This is a genomic window from Mesorhizobium sp. Primo-A, assembly GCF_003997175.1.
In the GTDB taxonomy this organism is placed as follows: Bacteria; Pseudomonadota; Alphaproteobacteria; order Rhizobiales; family Rhizobiaceae; genus Mesorhizobium; species Mesorhizobium ciceri.
This window is the reverse complement of sequence record NZ_RZTG01000002.1, coordinates 505,607-524,005: the sequence shown is the minus strand read 5'-3', so window position 1 is coordinate 524,005 and position 18,399 is coordinate 505,607. Positions and strand designations below refer to the sequence as shown.

Genomic DNA, 18,399 nt, shown 5'->3' with positions numbered 1-18,399 from the left:
TGTCTTTGCGCCACGGCGTCAAAGGCTGGATGGAGCATCATTGCGAGGCGTCGAGCGAAGGCTCGCGGCTCCAGGGGAGGAAAAATGGATACTGTTCTCGCGGGCCTAAAAGGGGCCATCGATACGCTTGGCCCGACGATCCTGCTGCCAATTGTCATTTTCGTCATCGCCGTGGTTCTGGGCGCCAAGGTCAGCAAGGCTTTTCGCGCCGCCGTCACCATCGGCGTCGCCTTCATCGGCATCAATCTGGTGCTTGGCCTCATGTTCACGTCGATTGGCGACGTCGCCAAGGCCATCGTCACCAACACCGGCATCCATCGCGACATCATCGATGTCGGCTGGCCCTCCGCGGCCGCGATCGCCTTCGGCTCATCGGTCGGCCTTTGGGTCATTCCGGTCGGCATTCTCGTCAACATCGTGCTGTTGCTGACACGCATGACGCGCACGCTCAATGTCGACGTCTGGAACTTCTGGCACTTCGCCTTTGTCGGCTCGCTGGTGGTCGCCGCAACCGACAACCTGGCCTATGGCATCGCGGTCGCAGCACTTGTCGCAGCACTCTCGCTGTTGTTCGCCGACTGGTCGGCGCGCGCGGTGCAGCAGTTCTACGGCGTGCCCGGCATCTCCGTGCCGCATCTCGCCTCGGCGCAGATCCTGCCGATCGCCATTGTGCTCAACTGGATCATGGACCGCATTCCCGGGATCAACCGCATCAACATCAACACCGATACGATCGAGCGCAGGTTCGGCGTGTTCGGCGAACCTGTCGTGATGGGCCTCATCATCGGCCTCGTGCTTGGTGCGATCGCCTTCTACAATGCGGGTGATCTCAGCGTGGTGCTGGCCAAGGTTCTGGGCACCGGCATGACGCTGGCCGCGGTGATGCTGCTGCTGCCGCGCATGGTCAAGATCCTGATGGAAGGCCTGCTGCCGGTTTCCGACGCAGCCCAGGCATTCGTGCGCAAGCGCACGGGCGATCGCGAGCTTCTTGTTGGCCTCGATTCCGCGATCCTGATCGGCCATCCGGCCGCGATCTCGTCGTCGCTGATCCTGGTGCCGATCGCGATCATCCTGTCCATCATCCTGCCGGGCAACCGCGTCATCCTGTTCGCCGACCTTGCGGTCATTCCCTTCATCGTCGCCATGACCGCGCCGCTGGTCAAAGGCAACGTGTTCCGCATGGTGGTGATCGGCACGGTGACGCTGGCCATCGGCTTCTACGTCGCCAACGCGCTGGCGCCGCTGTTCACAAGTGCTGCCGTCGCATCGGGCTTCAAGCTGCCGGCGGATGCGCTGCAGATCACCTCGGTGGTCGACGGCTTCCTGTGGGTGCCTTACGTGGTCATCGAGGCGATCCAGGGGCTTGGACTTGTCGGCATCATCGTGATCGCGGTGGTCATCGCGGCATTGTTTGTCCTCTACCGCCGCAATCCGCTCGGCTGGGAGCGGGCCGCGGGCGCCGAGGACGAGCCGGCCGAAGAGACGGCCTGAACCTGATAGGGTCCACCCTTCAAACCGATCGTGCGCCCTCCTCGGGGCGCCCGATTTCATCGACGGAGCCCGATCGTGCGCCCTCCTCGGGGCGCACGATTTCATCGACGGAGCAAAGAATGTCCGACGGCCTCATGCAGCTTCTGGATCCCGACGCGATCGTGCTCGGATCCGATGCCTCGACCAATGAGGAGATCATCCGCATCCTGGCGGGCCGGCTGGAGACACTTGGCTATGTCAAAAGCTCCTATGCCGACGCGGTCGTGCGCCGCGAATTGACCATCCCGACAGGACTGCCGCTGGAACGCTCCGACAATGTCGCGGTGCCGCACACCGATCCGGAGCATGTGCTGAAGCCTGGCATCGCGATGGGCACATTGAAGCAACCAGTGACCTTCGCCAACATGGAGGATCCCGACGAGATGCTGCCGGTCGGCTTCGTTTTCCTGCTTGCCATCAACGACAAGGACAAGCAGATTGAGGCGCTGCAGGCCGTCATGGCCACCATCCAGAACCCGCAAGCCTTGGATGATTTGAGGTCGGCCAGAACCCTCGAAGACGTGCGAGCCGTACTCGGCTGATAACCAAGGAGAAGCAGAGATGTCCAGACAGAAAACCATTCTCTTCGCCTGCGGCACGGGCATCGCCACCTCGACCGCGGTCAACGTCGCCGTCACCGAGGAAATGAAGAAACGCGGCCTCACCTTCAATGCCCAGCAGGCAAAGGCCACCGAAGTGCCCGGACTGGCCGACAATGTCGACTTCATCGTCGCAACCACCCCGATCTCCGCTTCGGTGACCAAGCCGGTCATCAAGGGCCTCGCCTTCCTCACCGGCATCGGCAAGGACAAAGTGCTCGACGAGATCGAGGCTCAATTGCGCAAGTGACGGTCCAGACGCCACGCGCAGGCTGACGCGGCTTCACACCACCCTGACGTAGCTCGTCATTCCCGATTTCTGGTGCTCGATGATGTGGCAGTGCAGCAGCCAGTCGCCGGGATTATCGGCGACGAAACCGAGCTGAACCTTCTCGTTGGGCTGGATGAGATAGGTGTCGGAAATCACGGGCTGAACCTGGCGCGTCGAGGACGACAGCACCTTGAAGCTCATGCCGTGCAGATGCATGGGATGGGATTGCGGCGTCAGGTTCTCCATGTCGATGACGTAGCTTTGGCCAAGCTTCAGTTCGGCCAGAGGCGCGGTCGGATCCTTGGTGTCGCCGGGCCACGGCACTTTGTTGATGGCCCAGAAACTGTAGCCCAGCGAGCCGCAGATGCCATCGCTCGGGACATTTTCCGCCGTGGCGCTGAGCGCCAGGGAAATATGCCTGGCACTGGCGAGATCCACTTCCGCCACCGGATTGAGCTCCAGTGGAGCAACATCGCGAATGTCCCGTTTGAGGGAGTTTCCTGTCGCGCGCAGGGTTGCCAGGATTTTTGGCTTGGTGCCTCTGACGTCCCTCAAGCTGACGATCGCGCCTTCCTCGTCGGGCATGCGTATGGCCAGCTCCATGCGCTGGCCGGGTCCAAGCAGCAAGGCATCGGGCGAAAAACGCTCAGGCACCGGATTGCCGTCGAGCGCCATGACACTCGCCTGCGCACCGTCGACGCGAAAAGCGTAGATGCGCGTCACGTCGGTGATGGCGACCCTGAGCCGCACCAGCCCTCCGGCCGGCGTGTCATATTGCGGCTGGTCGAGCCAGTTTGCGGTGCGCACCGTGCCGTAAGTGCCGGTTCTTGCGGCATCGCGCGGCCGGAACTGGTCGATGAACTGACCGTCGTCGCCGAGGCGCCAGTCACGCAAGTTGAGGACGATTTCGGCGTCGAATTTCGGATCGCTTGGGTTTTCGACCACGATCACGCCCGTCAGGCCATGGCCCATCTGCTCCAGCGTGTTGCAATGCGGGTGGTACCAGAAGGTGCCGGCATCGGGCGGCGTGAAGGCGTAGTCGAAATGATCGCCGGTGTAGACGTAGGGCTGGACCAGGAACGGCACGCCGTCCATCTTGTTTGGAACGCGAATACCGTGCCAGTGGATCGTCGTCGGATCGTCGATCGCGTTGACAAGGCGTGCAGCGAAGGGCTGGCCTTTTTTCATTCTGAGCACGGGCGGCATTCCGGCGTTGCCATAGGTCAGCACATCCCTGGTCTGGCCGATATCCATCAGCTTCGCCTGGATCTTTGCCGTCTGCAAAACCACCGGCTCAGGCATGGCAGCGGCCCAGCCACCAAGCCGGCCCATGGCCGAAAGCCCGACCCCGCCTGCGCCGGCAATCGCTGCCGTTTTCAAAAGCCGGCGTCGGGTGAGTACGGTCATTTGACGCTCCAGCTGCAAAGACGGCTGCCCTGGGTTTATCGCAGCCTTGGATCGTAAGCGAGCACCCTGTGCCTAAACCGACTCCGCCACCGGCCTTAAGCAAAAGATGCTGGCGTGGACGGACAATCGACCACAATAAGCGTCGCTGGCGGAGCGGCGCGCGACTATTTCGGCCGCGCCCCATAGGCGGCAAGGAATGCTTCGACCGAAGCATCGGCGTGCCGCTCGAGATCCGCCTTCGAACGCGGGTTGCTTCCGGTGAACATGGCTTCGTTCATTGGGATCCAGAGAAGCATTCCGAAGAGATGGCTGGCCGCCAGACGGGGATCGCTGGTCTGCAACAGGCCTCGACTGGTAAGCTTTTGAAAGCATGATGCCACCGAGGCAAGCATGCGTTCAAAACCTTTTTCATACCAGCTCCGGCCAAGCTGCGGCATCCGATCCGCGTTGGCGATAATCAGACGCCGCAGCTTCAGCAGCTCTTCGTCCATCAGCGTCGTTGTCATGCGTCGGGCAAGCTGCTGTAGCCCACCCTCCATGAATTTCGCCTCGGAAAGCAGCATCGTCACCGACTCGACGACATCGTTGGTCTGGCTGGCGGTGGACTCGACGACTTCGCCGAAAAGCGTCTCCTTGTCCGTGAAATGCTTGTAGACAGTCTGCTTGGATGCGCCTGCTTTGGTGGCGATCTCTTCCATGCTGGTTCCATCATAGCCCTTGGCGATGAAGGCGGCCGTAGCCGCTTCAATGATTTCACGATCCTTGCGAGCCGACCTGGTCTCACCATCAATTTTCATAGCGCCTCTCAACCAGTACTAGACGGTACCGTTCCCGCATGGTAGCCATAGTTACAGTACTAGACTGGCTAGTACCCATCAACGGCAGCAAGGCTTAGACCGATGACCAAAATGATCTTCCTCAATCTACCGGTACGCGATCTGCAGGCGGCGACCAAGTTCTATCTCGCGATCGGGGGCACGCTGAACCCGCAGTTCTCGAGCGACCAGTCCAGCTCGATCATGTTCTCAGACTCGATCGGGGTCATGTTGCTGACGCACCAGCATTACAGCCAGTTCACAGCGCGCCCGATCGGCGACCCCAAGCGGGACAGCCAGATGTTGATCGCACTCACCGTCGACAGCAAGGACGAGGTCAATGTCGTAATCGAGAAGGGCGTGGCGGCAGGCGGTCGCGCCGATCCCAACCCGGCGCAGGATCTTGGTTTCATGTTCAACCGCCACATCGAAGATCCGGACGGCAACGTCTGGGAGCTGCTGTGGATGAACCCGTCGGCCATGCAATAGCCCACAGGAATCGAAGCGGGCCAGGATGACAATGGAGAAGCGACCGGCATTCGCCTGTCGCTCCCGTCAGGCGCGCCGGCATCGGCTATTCAGCCGCCTCGGCATAGTGTGCCGGCACGTAGTTGAGGATGGGGCCAAGCCAGCGCTCGGCCTCGACCAACGGCATCGCCTTGCGGCGCGCATAATCCTCGACCTGGTCGCGCTCGATCTTGGCGACGCCGAAATAATAGCTTTCGGGATGCGCCAGATAGATCCCCGAGACGGATGAACCCGGCCACATCGCATAGCTTTCGGTCAGTCTCACGCCGGCATTGCCTTCGCCGTCGAGCAGCCGGAACAAAGTCGCCTTCTCCGTATGGTCGGGCTGAGCCGGATAGCCGGGCGCCGGTCGGATGCCGCGATAGGGTTCGCCGATCAGCTCGTCCGGCGCCAACGATTCGTCTGGCACGTAGCCCCAGAATTCCTTGCGCACCTTCTCATGCATGCGCTCGGCAAAGGCTTCGGCGAAGCGGTCGGCCAGCGCCTTGACCATGATCGAGGAATAGTCGTCGTTGGCGCGTTCGAAGCGTTCGGCGATCGCCACCTCCTCGATGCCGGCGGTGACGATGAAGCCGCCGATGTAATCGGCCTTGCCGCACTCCGCCGGCGCGACGAAATCCGACAGGGCAACATTGGCCTTGCCGTCGCGCTTGGTCAGTTGCTGGCGCAAGGTGAAGAACGTCGCCAGTTCCTGCGACCGCTTCTCGTCCGTAAACAGCCTGATGTCGTCGCCGACGGTGTTGGCCGGCCAGAAGCCGATGACGCCGCGCGGCGCGAACCATTTCTCGGCGATGATCTTGTTCAGCATCGCCTGCGCATCCTCGAACAGCTGGCGTGCGGCGGCACCTTGCGCCTCGTCTTCGAGTATTTTGGGATAGCGGCCCTTCAGCTCCCAGGTCTGGAAGAACGGCGTCCAATCGATGTAGCGCGCGAGCTCGGTCAGGTCCCAGTTCTCGAACACCTTCACGCCTGTGAAGGACGGCTTCGGCGGCTCATATTCGGACCAGTCTATCCGATGCGCATTGGCCCTCGCCTTGGCCAGCGGCAAACGCTGCTTGTCGGCTTCCGAGCGGGCATGCGCATCGGCGACCTTCTTGTATTCGGCGCGCACCGTATCGACAAAGCCGCGCTTGCTCTCGTTGGACAGCAAGGATGAGACCACGCCGACCGCGCGGCTGGCGTCGGTGACATAGACCGTCTGCCCCTTGCTGTAGCGCGGGTGGATCTTCACCGCCGTGTGCACGCGGCTGGTCGTCGCGCCGCCGATCAGCAGCGGAATGTCGAAGCCTTCACGCTCCATCTCGGCGGCCATGTGCGCCATCTCGTCCAGCGACGGCGTAATCAGGCCGGACAGGCCGATGATATCGACATTTTGCTCGCGCGCCGTCTGCAGGATCCTGGCCGCCGGCACCATGACGCCGAGATCGATGATCTCGTAATTGTTGCAGGCGAGAACCACGCCGACGATGTTCTTGCCGATGTCATGGACATCGCCCTTGACCGTCGCCATCAGGATTTTTCCGGCCGTTTTGCGTTCGCCATTGTCGATGCCGTTGGCGGCGTTTGCCAGCTTCTCGGCTTCCATGTGCGGCAGCAGTCCAGCCACCGCCTGCTTCATTACCCGCGCCGACTTCACCACTTGCGGCAGGAACATCTTTCCCGCGCCGAACAGATCACCGACGACGTTCATGCCGGCCATCAGCGGGCCTTCGATGACATGCAGCGGCCGCTCGGCGGCAAGCCGTGCTTCCTCGGTGTCGGCGTCGATGAATTCGGTGATGCCGTTGACCAGCGCATGGCTGATCCGCTGTTCGACAGTCCATTCGCGCCAGACGAGATCGCGCTCCTGCGCTTCCTTGCCGGCCGTGCCCTTGAAGCGTTCGGCGATCTCCAGCATGCGTTCGGTGGCGGTGCCGCCGGCCTTGGGCGCGCGGTTGAGCACGACATCCTCGCAGGCCTCGCGCAGATCAGGCTCGATCGTATCGTAGACGGCGAGCTGGCCGGCATTGACGATGCCCATGTCCATGCCGCGCTGGATGGCATGGTAAAGGAATACGGCATGCATGGCCTCGCGCACCGGCTCGTTGCCACGGAACGAGAAAGACAGGTTCGACACGCCGCCAGAAATGTGGACATGCGGCAGCGTGGCGGTGATCTCGCCGGCCGCCTCGATGAAGTCGACGCCGTAATTGTCGTGCTCCTCGATGCCGGTGGCGATGGCGAACACGTTGGGATCGAAGACGATGTCCTCGGGCGGGAAGCCGGCCTGCTCGGTGAGGAGCTTGTAGGCGCGGGTGCAGATCTCGACCTTGCGCGCCTTGGTGTCGGCCTGGCCATCCTCGTCGAAGGCCATGACGACGACGGCGGCGCCATAGGCGCGGACCAGCCTGGCATGATGCAGGAAGGCTTCTTCGCCCTCCTTCATCGAGATGGAGTTGACCAGCGGCTTGCCCTGCACGCATTTCAAGCCGGCTTCGATGATCTCCCATTTCGAACTGTCGACCATGACAGGAACGCGGGCGATGTCCGGCTCGGCGGCGATCAGGTTGAGGTATTCGACCATGGCCTTCTTCGAATCGATCAGACCCTCGTCCATGTTGATGTCGATGATCTGCGCGCCGTTGGCGACCTGGTCGCGGGCGACGTCGAGCGCGGCGACATAGTCGCCCGCCGTGATCAGTTTCCGGAACTTGGCCGAGCCGGTGACATTGGTTCGCTCGCCGACATTGACGAAGGGGATCTCGTCGGTGAGCGTGAATGGCTCCAGCCCGGACAGGCGCATCCTGGGCTCAATGTCCGGAATGGCGCGCGGCGGATACTTCCGCACCGCCTCGGCGATGGCGCGGATGTGCTCCGGCGTCGAGCCGCAGCAGCCGCCGACGACATTGACCAGTCCCTCACGCGCGAAATCCTCGATCTGGGCGGCCATGAAGTCCGGGCTTTCGTCATACCGGCCGAATTCGTTGGGCAGGCCGGCATTCGGATAAGCGCAGACAAAGGTGTCGGCGACACCGGATATTTCGGCCAGATGCGCTCGCATGGCGTTGGCGCCGAGCGCGCAGTTGAGGCCGATGGTGAAGGGGTTGGCATGGCGCACCGAATGCCAGAAGGCGGTCGGCGTCTGGCCCGACAGCGTGCGGCCGGAGAGGTCCGTGATGGTGCCCGATATCATCACGGGCAGGCGCACGCCCTTCTCGATGAAGATCTCTTCCGCCGCGAAGATCGCCGCCTTGGCGTTCAGCGTGTCGAAGATGGTCTCGATCAGGATGATGTCGGCGCCGCCATCGATCAACCCGCGCAGCTGCTCGCCATAGGCGAGGCGCAAATCGTCGAAGGTCACGGCGCGATAGCCGGGATTGTTGACGTCGGGCGACATCGAGGCGGTGCGGTTTGTCGGCCCGAGCGCTCCGGCGACAAACCTTCGTTTGCCGTCCTGCTGCTCGGCCCGAACAGCGGCGCGCCTGACCAGCCGCGCGCCATCGCGGTTCAGCGCATAGACGGCATCTTCCATGCCGTAGTCGGCCTGGGCGATCGAGGTCGAGGAGAAAGTATTGGTCTCCAGGATGTCGGCGCCTGCGATGGCGTATTGATAATGGATCTCCTCGATCGCCCCGGGCTGGGTCAGGATCAAAAGGTCGTTGTTGCCCTGCTGATGGCAGGCGCAGCCGGCGAAAGCCTCGCCGCGGAATTGGTCCTCGTTAAACCCGAGGCCCTGGATCTGGGTGCCCATGGCGCCGTCGAGGATGAGAATGCGCTCGCGTGCCGCCGCTGTCAGCGCGGCAAGCACTTCCGGGCCGTCCGGTTTTGCCGCGACGGGGCCGAACAATGCGTCCAGCGAGGCAGAATTCTGCGACATTTTTTATCCCTTTGGCGACAGGCCTTTTCATGTCACATAAGGATATCTTTATGTCAATATACGACAGATGCGCGTGATTGTCACCCACCCAACGCGAAGGCGGGTCCGTGGCGCCGGTTTCCGACGGACCTACGCTATGTCGACGCTTGCCAGGAAGCGGGCGAGGACCGGATTGAAGCGATCCGGCGAATCCCAGAACGGCGCGTGGCCGGATTTGTCGAGCAGATGGGTCTTGCCTTCCCATAGATTGGAGAATTTCACAGCGGAGACGAAATCGGTGTTGACGAATGGCTCGTCGATGCCGTTCAGAACGGCGATCGGCGGCGTCTTGCCGGCCACGATCTCGCGCTGGTTCCGGCCAGTGCCGGCCGCGAACTTTTCGAACATCAGGCGCCGCGCCCGTCCATCGGTGCGCGCCACCGTGTCGATGAGAAACGGCTCGAACGGCTCGCCGCAAGTGCTGCGCGCATAGGCCTCCACGTCGGCGCCGGTGAAGGTCTCCTGCCCGGCGAGATGCATATGCGGGCTCGGCTTGAATCCGCTACCGACCTCCTCGGGCGAGACAGGCGGCGTGCCGGTGATCATCAAGCCAAGCAGGCCGGGAAAGCGGTCGATCATCTCAAGCCCGATATGGCCGCCGAGCGACCAGCCGAAGACGATGGCCTTGTCGATGCCGAGCAGCCCGAGCACTTCGGTCATGGCATCGGCATAGCCTTCCATGCTGTAGGAACGCTCTGGATCGATCGCATCGCCGGACGCTCCATGGCCGGGTAGGTCGGGAGCGATGAGGTGATATCGCTCGCCCAACGGGCCGTCCAACTGGTTGCGGAAAACGGCACTGGAAGATGAATTGCCGTGGATCAGCATGACAGCGGTTCCCTGGCCGCTGGTCTCACGCACCGCGATCTTGCCGTGGCTGGTTTCAAGGGTCTTCTGCGAGATCGTCATTGTCCGCTCCGTCGGGACTTGCCCTGTTTTAATGCAGTTGCGCAGCAAAGCGCCACGGCTTCCATACCTTTGCGGGAACCATCTTCCCGGCCAGGTTGCGTTGAAAAATCCTTTTCAAATAAGAACAATTATGCGTAGATTGTCAATTATCCAACTCCCGATGAACGGGAGGAAAACAGGGAACAGCACGATGAAGCCCAAATCCGCCGCAAGTCGAATCCGCCATATGCTGATGAGCACGACGTTGATCGGCATGTTTGCCGCATCAGCCGCCCCCGCCTTTGCCGACGTCGTCAAGATCGGCCTGCTTGCGCCGCTCACCGGCCCTGCCGCGGCGGACGGCCAGGAATTCCAGCGCGGCGTGCAGATGGCCATCGACGAAGCGAACGCAGCCGGCGGCGTTGCCGGGGATACGTTCGAACTGGTGGTCGGCGACGTCAAGGATCAGTCCGCCGGCAACGTCACCAGCGCCGTCGAACGCCTGCTTGGCGATCCGGGCGTACACTTCATGCTGACCGGCTATGCCAGCCTGACCAATTTCGAGATCGACAACATGGCCGAGGCGGAAATGCCCTACATGCTGGCGGCCACCTCGCAGCAGACCAGGGACATCATCGCGCCGAGCCCCGACAAATACATGTGCTGCTGGTCACTGACGCCTTCCTTCGACGCCTACAACACCGACGTCACCCTGTTCGTCGAGAAGCTCGCGGCCGACGGCAAGATCACCCTGCCGACCAAGAAGGTCGCCATCATCTCGTCCGACAATGCCTATTCGAAGACCATCTCCGAAGGCATGAAGAAGACGTTCAAGGAGAAGGGCTGGACCATCACCGTCGACGAGATCGTACCCTTCGGCGAAGTGACCGACTGGCGTTCGATCCTCGCCAAGGTGCGCGAGAACGTTCCCGATGTCGTCATCAACACCGACTATCTGCCGGGCAATTCGGCGTCGTTCCTCAACCAGTTCCTCGAGCAGCCGACCAAGAGCCTCGTCTTCCTGCAATACGCGCCGAGCGTTCCGGAATTCGTCGAGCTGACCGGCAAGAAATCGGATGGCATCATCTACAACCTGCTCGGCGGCGCGCTGACGACGCCGAAGAACCCGCGCGCCGATGAGGTGGCAGCCAAGTTCAAGGCAAAATACGGCGTCGAGAGCGGCACCTACGGCGTCGGCCTCTACGAAATGACCAATGTCTATTTCGATGCGGTCAAGAAGGTCGGGGGCGCATCCGACCATGCGGCGATCATGAAGGCGCTGTCGGAGACCGACAAGCAGGTCGCGGAAGGGCGGCTGAAATTCGATCCCGCCACCCACCTGGCCACGCAGGGCGACGACTATATTCCGATCACCTTCTTCCAGATCTGGGATGGCCAGCGCACGCTGATCTCGCCTGAGAAATATGCCACCGGCGCCTTCAAGCTCCAGCCCTGGATGAAGTAGGGAATGGCCCTGCTTGAACTGGACGACGTGTCGAAGGCCTTCGGTTCGCTGAAGGCCGTCGATGGCGTGTCGTTCAAGGTCGAGGCCGGCGAGATCTTCGGTATCGCCGGCCCGAACGGCAGCGGCAAGAGCACGCTGTTCAACATCATCACCGGCATCCCGTTCGGGCCCGACCGGGGCAACATCCGCTTTGACGGCATTGCCATAAACGGCAAATCGGGACACGCCATCGCGCGCCTCGGCCTTGCCCGGACCTTTCAGCGGGAGACCAGCTTCGACGGGCTGACCGTATTCGAGAACGCGCTGATCGGCGCCAGCTACGGCAAGCAGGAAAAGACAGCGGCCACGGCCCGCAATGCCGCCGCCGAGGCGCTGGAGTTCGTCGGCCTGGGATCCCAGTCGTTCGGCCGGCTTGCCGGCGAATTGTCCGTGTTCGAGCGCAAATGCCTGATGCTTGCCACGGCGATCGCCATGCAGCCACGCATGCTCTTGCTCGACGAGCCGGCATCGAGCCTGACCAAACCCGAGATCGAGACGTCGATCGGCCTGATCCGCCGCACCGCCGAACGCGGCATCACCATCCTGTTGATCGAGCACGTGCTGACTTTCCTGATGAGCCTTTCGCAGCATCTGCTGGTGCTCAACAATGGCCGCGTCCTGGCCGCCGGCGATCCGGCAGGCGTGATCGCCGATCCGCACGTCATCGAGGCCTATCTCGGCACGAGGAGGTCGGCGGCGTGAATCCCATTCTCAGCGTCGAAGGCGTCACCGCCGGCTATGGCCGCGTCACCGTGCTGCACGATATCTCGCTGGAGGCCGGCCGTTTCGGCAATGTCGGCCTGTTCGGCCCCAACGGCCATGGCAAGACGACGCTGCTGCGTGCTATCTCCGGGCTTCTGCAGCCGAAGAGCGGCCGCATCCTGTTCGACGGGCAAGACATTGTCGGCCACAGCGCACGCGCCATCGTCGGCGCCGGCCTGATCCATGTGCCGCAAGGCAACCGGCTGTTTCCCGATCTCTCGATCGCCGACTGCATGGCGCTCGGCGCCTATTCGCCGCGGGCCCGGCCGCATGAGGCGGAAAACCGCGAAAAGGTGGTCAAGCTGTTCCCGAAACTGGCGGAACGCTGGCGCCAGCGCGTGCGCACGCTGTCGGGCGGCGAGCGCCAGATGGTGTCGATCGGCACGGCGCTGATGAGCCATCCGCGCCTGCTGATCCTCGACGAGCCGACGCTTGGGCTGGCGCCCAAGATCAAGGACGAGCTCTGCGCCTCCGTCATGGACATTTCGCGCGGCGGCGTACCGCTCATCGTCGTCGAGCAGGACATCGAATTCCTGCTGGAACTGACGCAGCAACTCTACCTCGTCAACCATGGCGCCGTTGCGACCGAGATCAAGCCGGGCGAAAGCCTCGACCACGGCGAGATCATGTCGATGTATTTTGGCCATTAGGAAAATCCGAAGATGAGCGCATTGGCGGAAATCCTGTTCGGCGGCCTGTTCCAGGGCTCGCTCTACGCCATGATGGCGGTCGGGCTGGCTCTGGTCTGGACGACGATCGGCGTGTTCAATTTCAGCCATGGCGTGTTCATGATGCTGGGCGCCTACATCGCCTGGCAGCTGGTCGAACTCGGCCTGCCGGCGGCGGTCGCCTTTCCCATCGCCGTCGTCGTCATGGCCGGCGTCGGCTGGATCCTGCAGGCGAGTGTCGTGCGGCCGCTGATCGGCCGACCCAACATCGTGCTGGTCGTCGTCATCACCACGCTGGCAGCCGGGTCGCTGATCGAGAACGGCGCGCTGACCATCTGGGGACCGCGCTCGAAGCAGATCCCGGCGCTGATCACCGGCAACACCACCATCGGCGGCGTCGGCGTCTCCCTGCACCAGATCGCCATCATCGTCATCACGCCGCTGATCCTGGCCGCACTTTGGATGTTCCTCAACCGCACGCGGCTCGGGCTGGCGCTGCGCGCCGTGGCGCAGAATGAAGATGCCAGCCATCTGGTCGGGCTGAACGTCACCGCGCTCTATGGGCTGGCCTTCGCCATTGCCGCGTCGCTTGCAGGCCTCGCCGGCATCTTCATGGGCGGCTATCGTTTCATGTCGCCGGTGATGGGCAGCGACCCGCTGCTCAAGGCGCTGATCGTCGTCGTCTTCGGCGGAATATCGAGCATCTCGGGACCGATCTTCGCCGCCTATCTGATCGGCTTCTTCGAGGCCGCCTGCAGCTATTATTTCGGCCTGTACTGGACGCCGGCGCTGCTGTTCGGCGTGCTGATCCTGACCCTGATGGTGCGCCCCGAGGGCATCTTTGCCAGCCGCTCCCGAGGCCTAGCATGACCGACACGACATCGCCGATCACCCTTAGCCACACAGAGGCGGCAACCCCGATCGCTCCCGGCCGCACGCCGTGGAAGCAGGAGGCCATCGGCTTCGTGCTCGGCTTCGCCTTTCTGGCACTGCTGCCGCTGATCTTCGGCGACACCTATGCCCGCCACATTCTGATCATGGCCTTCATCTATGCGATCGTCGCCTCGAACTGGGACCTCAGCCTCGGCTATGGCGGCGTCTTCAATTTCGGCCATCTGGCGCTGTTCGGCATCGGCGTCTATGCCTACAGCCTGCTCACCAAGCTGGCCGAATTCGACCCGTGGATCGCGCTGTTTGCCAGCGGTGTCATCGCCACCCTGGCGGCGATCCTGGTGACCATCCCGATCCTGCGGCTGAAGGGCATCTACATCATCCTGGTCACTTTCGGCTTCGCGCAGCTGGTGATGCAAGTAATCATCAGCCAGTCCGCCATCACCGGCGGCACGCAAGGGTTGGTGCGCATTCCCGGGCTATACGTGTTCGACCACAACATGGTCCGTGACGGCAAATCAGCCTATTTCTACATCGCGCTGGCGCTGCTGGTGGCGAGCACCCTGTTCCTGCGCGTGTTCGTGCGCTCACGCACCGGGGCCAGCATCGTCGCCTTGCGCGACAATGAGGAATACGCCATCAGCCGCGGCGTCTCGATCGTGCGCCAGCGCATGCTGACGCTTGCCGCGAGCGCCTTCTTCACCGGCATCGCCGGCGCCTTCTACGCCGCCTACCAGCGCAATGCCTCGATCGACGTCTTCGGCATGAGCCTTGCGACCATCATCCTGTCGATGGTGCTGCTTGGCGGCACCAGCACTATTTACGGCGCCATCATCGCCTCTTTCGTGCTGACGATCTTCGCCGAATGGATGGCCGATTTCGGCGCGTGGCGGCCGATGATCACGGCGGTGCTGATCATCGGCGTGATGCTGGCCTACCCGAGCGGCCTGGTCGGCATGATCAAGGCTTCATGGGGCGCCGTCGCCGGACGCCTGAAGCGCCCGGCCTGACCGTTTCGGACTGGCGGCTCCGCCTCAGCGGATGCCGCACCAGTCGATGACCGAAGCGGCGATCACCTTGGCGGTCTCGACCACCGATTCGACTTCGACATACTCGTCGGAACCGTGAAATCCGTCGCCTGACGGGCCGAAGATGACACCGTCGACGCCGGCGCCGGCATAGTGCGCGGCATCGCACACGGCGACGAAGCCACGCGCCTGCGGCGCCTTGCCGACCATGGCCTTGCGCTTCATCAGCGATCTCACCAGCGGATGGTCGACCGGCGTGTTCATCGGCGGAAAATGCAGCCCGCCGAGCTCCCATTGGATCGCAGGCGGGTTGTCGCGCAGCCACGCATCGGTCTGCGCGAAATGGTGGACGAACGCCTCGAAATCGCGGCGGTAGTCGGCCGAATTCTCGTCGGGCAGGAATTTCATGTCGAGATCGAGCACCGCGACATCGGGAATGATGGCCGGGTTGGTCATCACGGTCGGCAGGCCGTGCTCGCCAAGGCCGGTGCCGCCATGCATGACGCCGATGTTGATGGTGTTCATGCCGAGCGGCAGCAGCGGATGCGATTTTGCTCGCGTCCGGTCCAGCTCATACTGGCGCACGGCGGCAATGAAGCGGGCGGCGATCTCGATCGCATTGACGCCCGGCTCCAGCCGGTCCTTGTCGTGGCGCTGCGGATAGATCTCGTTGTAGCGCAGCGCCGAATGGGCGTTGCGGCCACGGATCGTCACCCGCGCCCATTCCAGCCCGCCTTCGACCGGCAGGACATCGCCCCAGGTCGGTTCGGCGACCAGCACCGCCTTGGCGAGCTTGCCCTTCTTCACCGCGTCCATGGCGCCGAAGCCGCCGGCTTCCTCGTCGACGACCGAGTGGATGGCGAGCCGGCCCTGCAGCGTGATGCCCGCCTTGCGGATCGCGCGCGCGGCGGCGATGCAAGCGGCGACGCCGCCCTTCATGTCGACGGCGCCGCGGCCATAGAGCCGGCCATTGGTGATTTCGCCGCCGAACGGATCGACCGACCAGTCCTTCATCGCGCCGACCGGCACGACGTCGATATGGCCGCACAGGATCAGGCTGCGGCTCTCGTCTCCCGCCCATTCGCCGACCAGATTGGGCCGCCCGGGCAAGGCATCCCATTGCTCTGTCCTGAACCCGTCCTGCTTGAGGATCGGTTCGAGCAGCGCCTGGACATCCGCCTCGCGGTTGATCGCCGGATTGGGCTCGAATTTGGGGTTGACCGAAGGGATGCGGACCATGTCGCGGGTCAGGCCGATCAACCAGTCGCGATCGGTCTCGATCTCAGCCTGCACGGCGTCGATGATGGTCTGGTTGTCGGGCATTGTCGCTTCCTTTTCTGCGTCGCGGCGCTTTGCATCGCTGCACTGAGCGCAACGACACTATTTCCTTGTGGCTTTGGATTTGGCGGCGTCGTCGGCCGATGACGATAGGACGGTATCGAGCGTGACCGCGTTGGCGCTGCGGATCTTCTCGATGTCCTCGATGCGCTTGCGCACCCCGGCGCCATGGCCCTCCAGCGCGTGGGCAAAGACGGTTTCCATCTGGGCAACGGCCGTCGCCAGCGTGTCGAACGGCGAGTTGGCGTCGATCGCCGCGACCATGGTCAGGTCCGCGATGTCAGATATCGGCGACAGCCAGACATCGGTGAACAGCAGGATGGAGACGCCGCGCTCCTTGGCCTGCTGGGCAAAGCTCACCACGTCCGACTGGTAGCGCCGGTAATCGAACACGACGAGGAGGTCGCGCTTGCCAAGGTCGATCAACAGGTCGAAATCGGCGGGACTCAACGAACCGATGTCGCGCACGCCGGAGCGGAACTGCAGGAGATAGCCGGCCAGCATGGAGGCGATATGCCGGCTGAACCGGCCGCCCAGCAGCACGACCTGGCCCTTGCTCTCGAGCAGCATGTTGACAGCGCGCGTGTAGGCCTGCACCGGCACAGCCGTGCGCGTACGCTCCAGGCTGTCGGAAACCGAATGGAAATAGGCAAGTGCGGTGCCTTCGCTGGAGCCGCCCGGACGCTTGGCCTCCATCATCAAAAGCGGCGAATGCAGCCTGGATTCGACTTCGGTGAGCAGGCGTGCCTGGAAATCGGCAAAGCCGACATAGCCAAGCTTGGTCATCAGCCGCGTCACGCTCGGGTCGCTGACGCCGGCGCGCCGTGCCAGCCGGGTTGCGGTGCCCAGCCCCGACATCGGGTAATCGGCGAGCAGGACCTGGACGATCTTCTCTTCCGCGGAGGTGAACGCCACGGTCGTGTTGGCCAGTTCTTCGCGGATCGACATGGTCATCGCCTATCGCTGACGGAAGATGATTATCTTACAATTTTGTGAAATGGTGTCAAATCTGGAAAAAGTTTTACAGGATTGAATCTAGCCGCGTAGATCGCCCGCATCCGCCAGAATCCAATCCTTGCTCACTGCCATATGCACTTTCGATCTCGCTTGAGTATCTTGGCGGCGAGCCTGGTTCTCACGGACCCCGTTTCGGGGCCGGTTGTTACGGACGTGAAGTGAGGGTCATAACCTCAATCCAAAACCCCATCAAAGCGTCATTGGTGAACTGGTGCCCGCCGAACACGGATCGTGACGAAGCTGAACTGGCATTCGAACTTTTTCGCCAGTTGATGCATCTTAAGTCCATGGGCTACGAAACTCATATCGTGCCGAGTGATGCCGAACTGGCCCTTGCCGCTCGGGGCGGCGATTGTGGTTGCCTCGGCCTGCTGCTGGAACGTCATCGCGCACGGCTCTATGCGATAGCGCTGAACATGCTCGGCTATGGGTCGGACGCCGAAGATGCTGTGCATGAGACTTTCCTGATCGCGCTGAGGCGCATCGGCGAACTCAAGGATCCGCAAGCCGTCGGTGGCTGGCTTCGCACTGTGTTGCACCGCTGTTGCCTGCAACAATTGCGTCGACGACGACGCGAGATCTTGACCGCCGACATTCCAGACCGCCCAGACGAACGCGCAAGCATTGAGGAGCGGCTGGAGAAAGTCGCGCTTCGCGAATGGGTTTGGGACGCGCTACGCAAGCTTCCCGAGCCGCTGCAGGCTACCGCCATGTTGCGCTATTTCGGAAGCTATCAGTCTTACGAGGAACTGGCCGCCATTCTGGGTGTCCCGATTGGGACGGTTCGCAGTCGTTTGTCGCAAGCCAAACGCAAGCTTGCCGAGATGCTGCTGGAAACGGCGGGCCTTGCCGACACAGAGGCTCGCTCGCAGTCTCGCGAGCGCCAGCGATTCTACTCCGAAATTTTCAATGGGCTCAACCAGCATGGCGAGCGTGACCGCTTCCTTGGGCACTTTGCAGAGGACCTGCATCTTGTCCGCGGGACGAGCAAACCAGTGCTGGGTCGCTCATTCCTTGCCTGGGAAGTCGACGCCGACACGGAAGCCGGCGTCCGCCTGGAACCGCAGCGCATTCTCAGCGCCAGCCAGGTCACCGTGATCGAGGGACTATTCGTCAATCCGCCGGAAGACCCTTTCCACTGCCCGCCGGGTGTCGTCCTGGTGATCTTTCAGCGAGACGGCAAGGCCCGACGCTTGCATCTTCATCTTTCGCCGCGTCCGCCTAGAATCGACGACGACTGATCGAACTTTTTCTCCCG

General features: G+C 62.6%; 16 protein-coding genes. 10 read left to right on the top strand and 6 right to left on the bottom strand.

Annotation, left to right across the window (positions count from 1 at the left end):
* The first annotated feature begins 84 nt into the window (after positions 1-84).
* The 3 genes from EOC83_RS05235 to EOC83_RS05225 all read left to right on the top strand — a co-directional run bounded on the left by EOC83_RS05235 (position 85) and on the right by EOC83_RS05225 (position 2,379).
* On the top strand, positions 85-1,491 hold the full coding sequence (locus EOC83_RS05235; protein ID WP_013530221.1) for a PTS sugar transporter subunit IIC: 1,407 nt from the start codon (positions 85-87) through the stop codon (positions 1,489-1,491).
* A 119-nt stretch (positions 1,492-1,610) separates the two neighbouring features.
* Complete coding sequence (locus EOC83_RS05230) at positions 1,611-2,072, top strand: PTS sugar transporter subunit IIA (RefSeq protein WP_063170054.1); 462 nt, start codon at positions 1,611-1,613, stop codon at positions 2,070-2,072.
* Positions 2,073-2,091: 19 nt separating this feature from the next.
* Positions 2,092-2,379 carry a PTS sugar transporter subunit IIB gene (locus tag EOC83_RS05225; RefSeq protein WP_023809203.1) on the top strand — a complete coding sequence of 96 codons (288 nt, stop codon included), beginning with the start codon at positions 2,092-2,094 and terminating at the stop codon, positions 2,377-2,379.
* A gap of 33 nt (positions 2,380-2,412) precedes the next feature.
* Here the strand turns inward: EOC83_RS05225 and EOC83_RS05220 are convergent, their stop codons facing one another.
* Together EOC83_RS05220 and EOC83_RS05215 are read right to left on the bottom strand one after the other, a co-directional pair.
* Entirely contained in the window at positions 2,413-3,807 is a 1,395-nt protein-coding gene (locus EOC83_RS05220) for a multicopper oxidase family protein (protein WP_063170053.1), read from the bottom strand.
* A 164-nt stretch (positions 3,808-3,971) separates the two neighbouring features.
* Complete coding sequence (locus EOC83_RS05215) at positions 3,972-4,604, bottom strand: TetR/AcrR family transcriptional regulator (protein WP_024504795.1); 633 nt, start codon at positions 4,602-4,604, stop codon at positions 3,972-3,974.
* A gap of 102 nt (positions 4,605-4,706) precedes the next feature.
* Here EOC83_RS05215 and EOC83_RS05210 point away from each other — a divergent pair, with 102 nt between their 5' ends.
* On the top strand, positions 4,707-5,111 hold the full coding sequence (locus tag EOC83_RS05210; RefSeq protein ID WP_013530216.1) for a VOC family protein: 405 nt from the start codon (positions 4,707-4,709) through the stop codon (positions 5,109-5,111).
* A gap of 85 nt (positions 5,112-5,196) precedes the next feature.
* Here EOC83_RS05210 and metH read toward each other — a convergent pair whose 3' ends face one another.
* The gene (gene metH / locus EOC83_RS05205; RefSeq protein WP_063170052.1) at positions 5,197-9,006 is read right to left on the bottom strand and encodes a methionine synthase; all 3,810 of its coding nucleotides are present in this window, start codon (positions 9,004-9,006) and stop codon (positions 5,197-5,199) included.
* 129 nt (positions 9,007-9,135) lie between these two features.
* Positions 9,136-9,954 carry an alpha/beta hydrolase gene (locus tag EOC83_RS05200; RefSeq protein WP_063170051.1) on the bottom strand — a complete coding sequence of 273 codons (819 nt, stop codon included), beginning with the start codon at positions 9,952-9,954 and terminating at the stop codon, positions 9,136-9,138.
* 190 nt (positions 9,955-10,144) lie between these two features.
* Here EOC83_RS05200 and EOC83_RS05195 point away from each other — a divergent pair, with 190 nt between their 5' ends.
* The 5 genes from EOC83_RS05195 to EOC83_RS05175 are packed head-to-tail and all read left to right on the top strand — an operon-like array spanning position 10,145 to position 14,768.
* Positions 10,145-11,398, top strand: a complete 1,254-nt coding sequence (locus tag EOC83_RS05195; RefSeq protein WP_063170050.1) for an ABC transporter substrate-binding protein — start codon at positions 10,145-10,147, stop codon at positions 11,396-11,398.
* A 3-nt stretch (positions 11,399-11,401) separates the two neighbouring features.
* Entirely contained in the window at positions 11,402-12,139 is a 738-nt protein-coding gene (locus EOC83_RS05190) for an ATP-binding cassette domain-containing protein (RefSeq protein WP_024504790.1), read from the top strand.
* Positions 12,136-12,849, top strand: coding sequence for an ABC transporter ATP-binding protein (locus EOC83_RS05185; protein ID WP_013530211.1), 714 nt, complete (start codon positions 12,136-12,138; stop codon positions 12,847-12,849). Before EOC83_RS05190 ends, EOC83_RS05185 begins: the two co-directional genes overlap by 4 nt.
* A 12-nt stretch (positions 12,850-12,861) precedes the next feature.
* Positions 12,862-13,737, top strand: coding sequence for a branched-chain amino acid ABC transporter permease (locus EOC83_RS05180; protein WP_063170049.1), 876 nt, complete (start codon positions 12,862-12,864; stop codon positions 13,735-13,737).
* Positions 13,734-14,768 (top strand): branched-chain amino acid ABC transporter permease, encoded by a 1,035-nt coding sequence (locus EOC83_RS05175; protein WP_027162307.1) that lies wholly within the window; start codon positions 13,734-13,736, stop codon positions 14,766-14,768. The genes EOC83_RS05180 and EOC83_RS05175 overlap by 4 nt, the downstream gene beginning before the upstream one ends.
* A gap of 24 nt (positions 14,769-14,792) precedes the next feature.
* Here the strand turns inward: EOC83_RS05175 and EOC83_RS05170 are convergent, their stop codons facing one another.
* The gene (locus EOC83_RS05170) at positions 14,793-16,109 is read right to left on the bottom strand and encodes an ArgE/DapE family deacylase (RefSeq protein ID WP_063170048.1); all 1,317 of its coding nucleotides are present in this window, start codon (positions 16,107-16,109) and stop codon (positions 14,793-14,795) included.
* Between the two features lie 57 nt (positions 16,110-16,166).
* A complete protein-coding gene (locus EOC83_RS05165; RefSeq protein ID WP_013530207.1) occupies positions 16,167-17,072 on the bottom strand; it encodes a MurR/RpiR family transcriptional regulator in 906 nt (301 codons plus the stop codon).
* Positions 17,073-17,299: 227 nt separating this feature from the next.
* On the opposite strand from EOC83_RS05165, the gene EOC83_RS05160 reads away from it, so the two are divergent.
* Positions 17,300-18,382 carry a sigma-70 family RNA polymerase sigma factor gene (locus tag EOC83_RS05160; protein ID WP_164745812.1) on the top strand — a complete coding sequence of 361 codons (1,083 nt, stop codon included), beginning with the start codon at positions 17,300-17,302 and terminating at the stop codon, positions 18,380-18,382.
* Positions 18,383-18,399 lie beyond the last annotated feature (17 nt).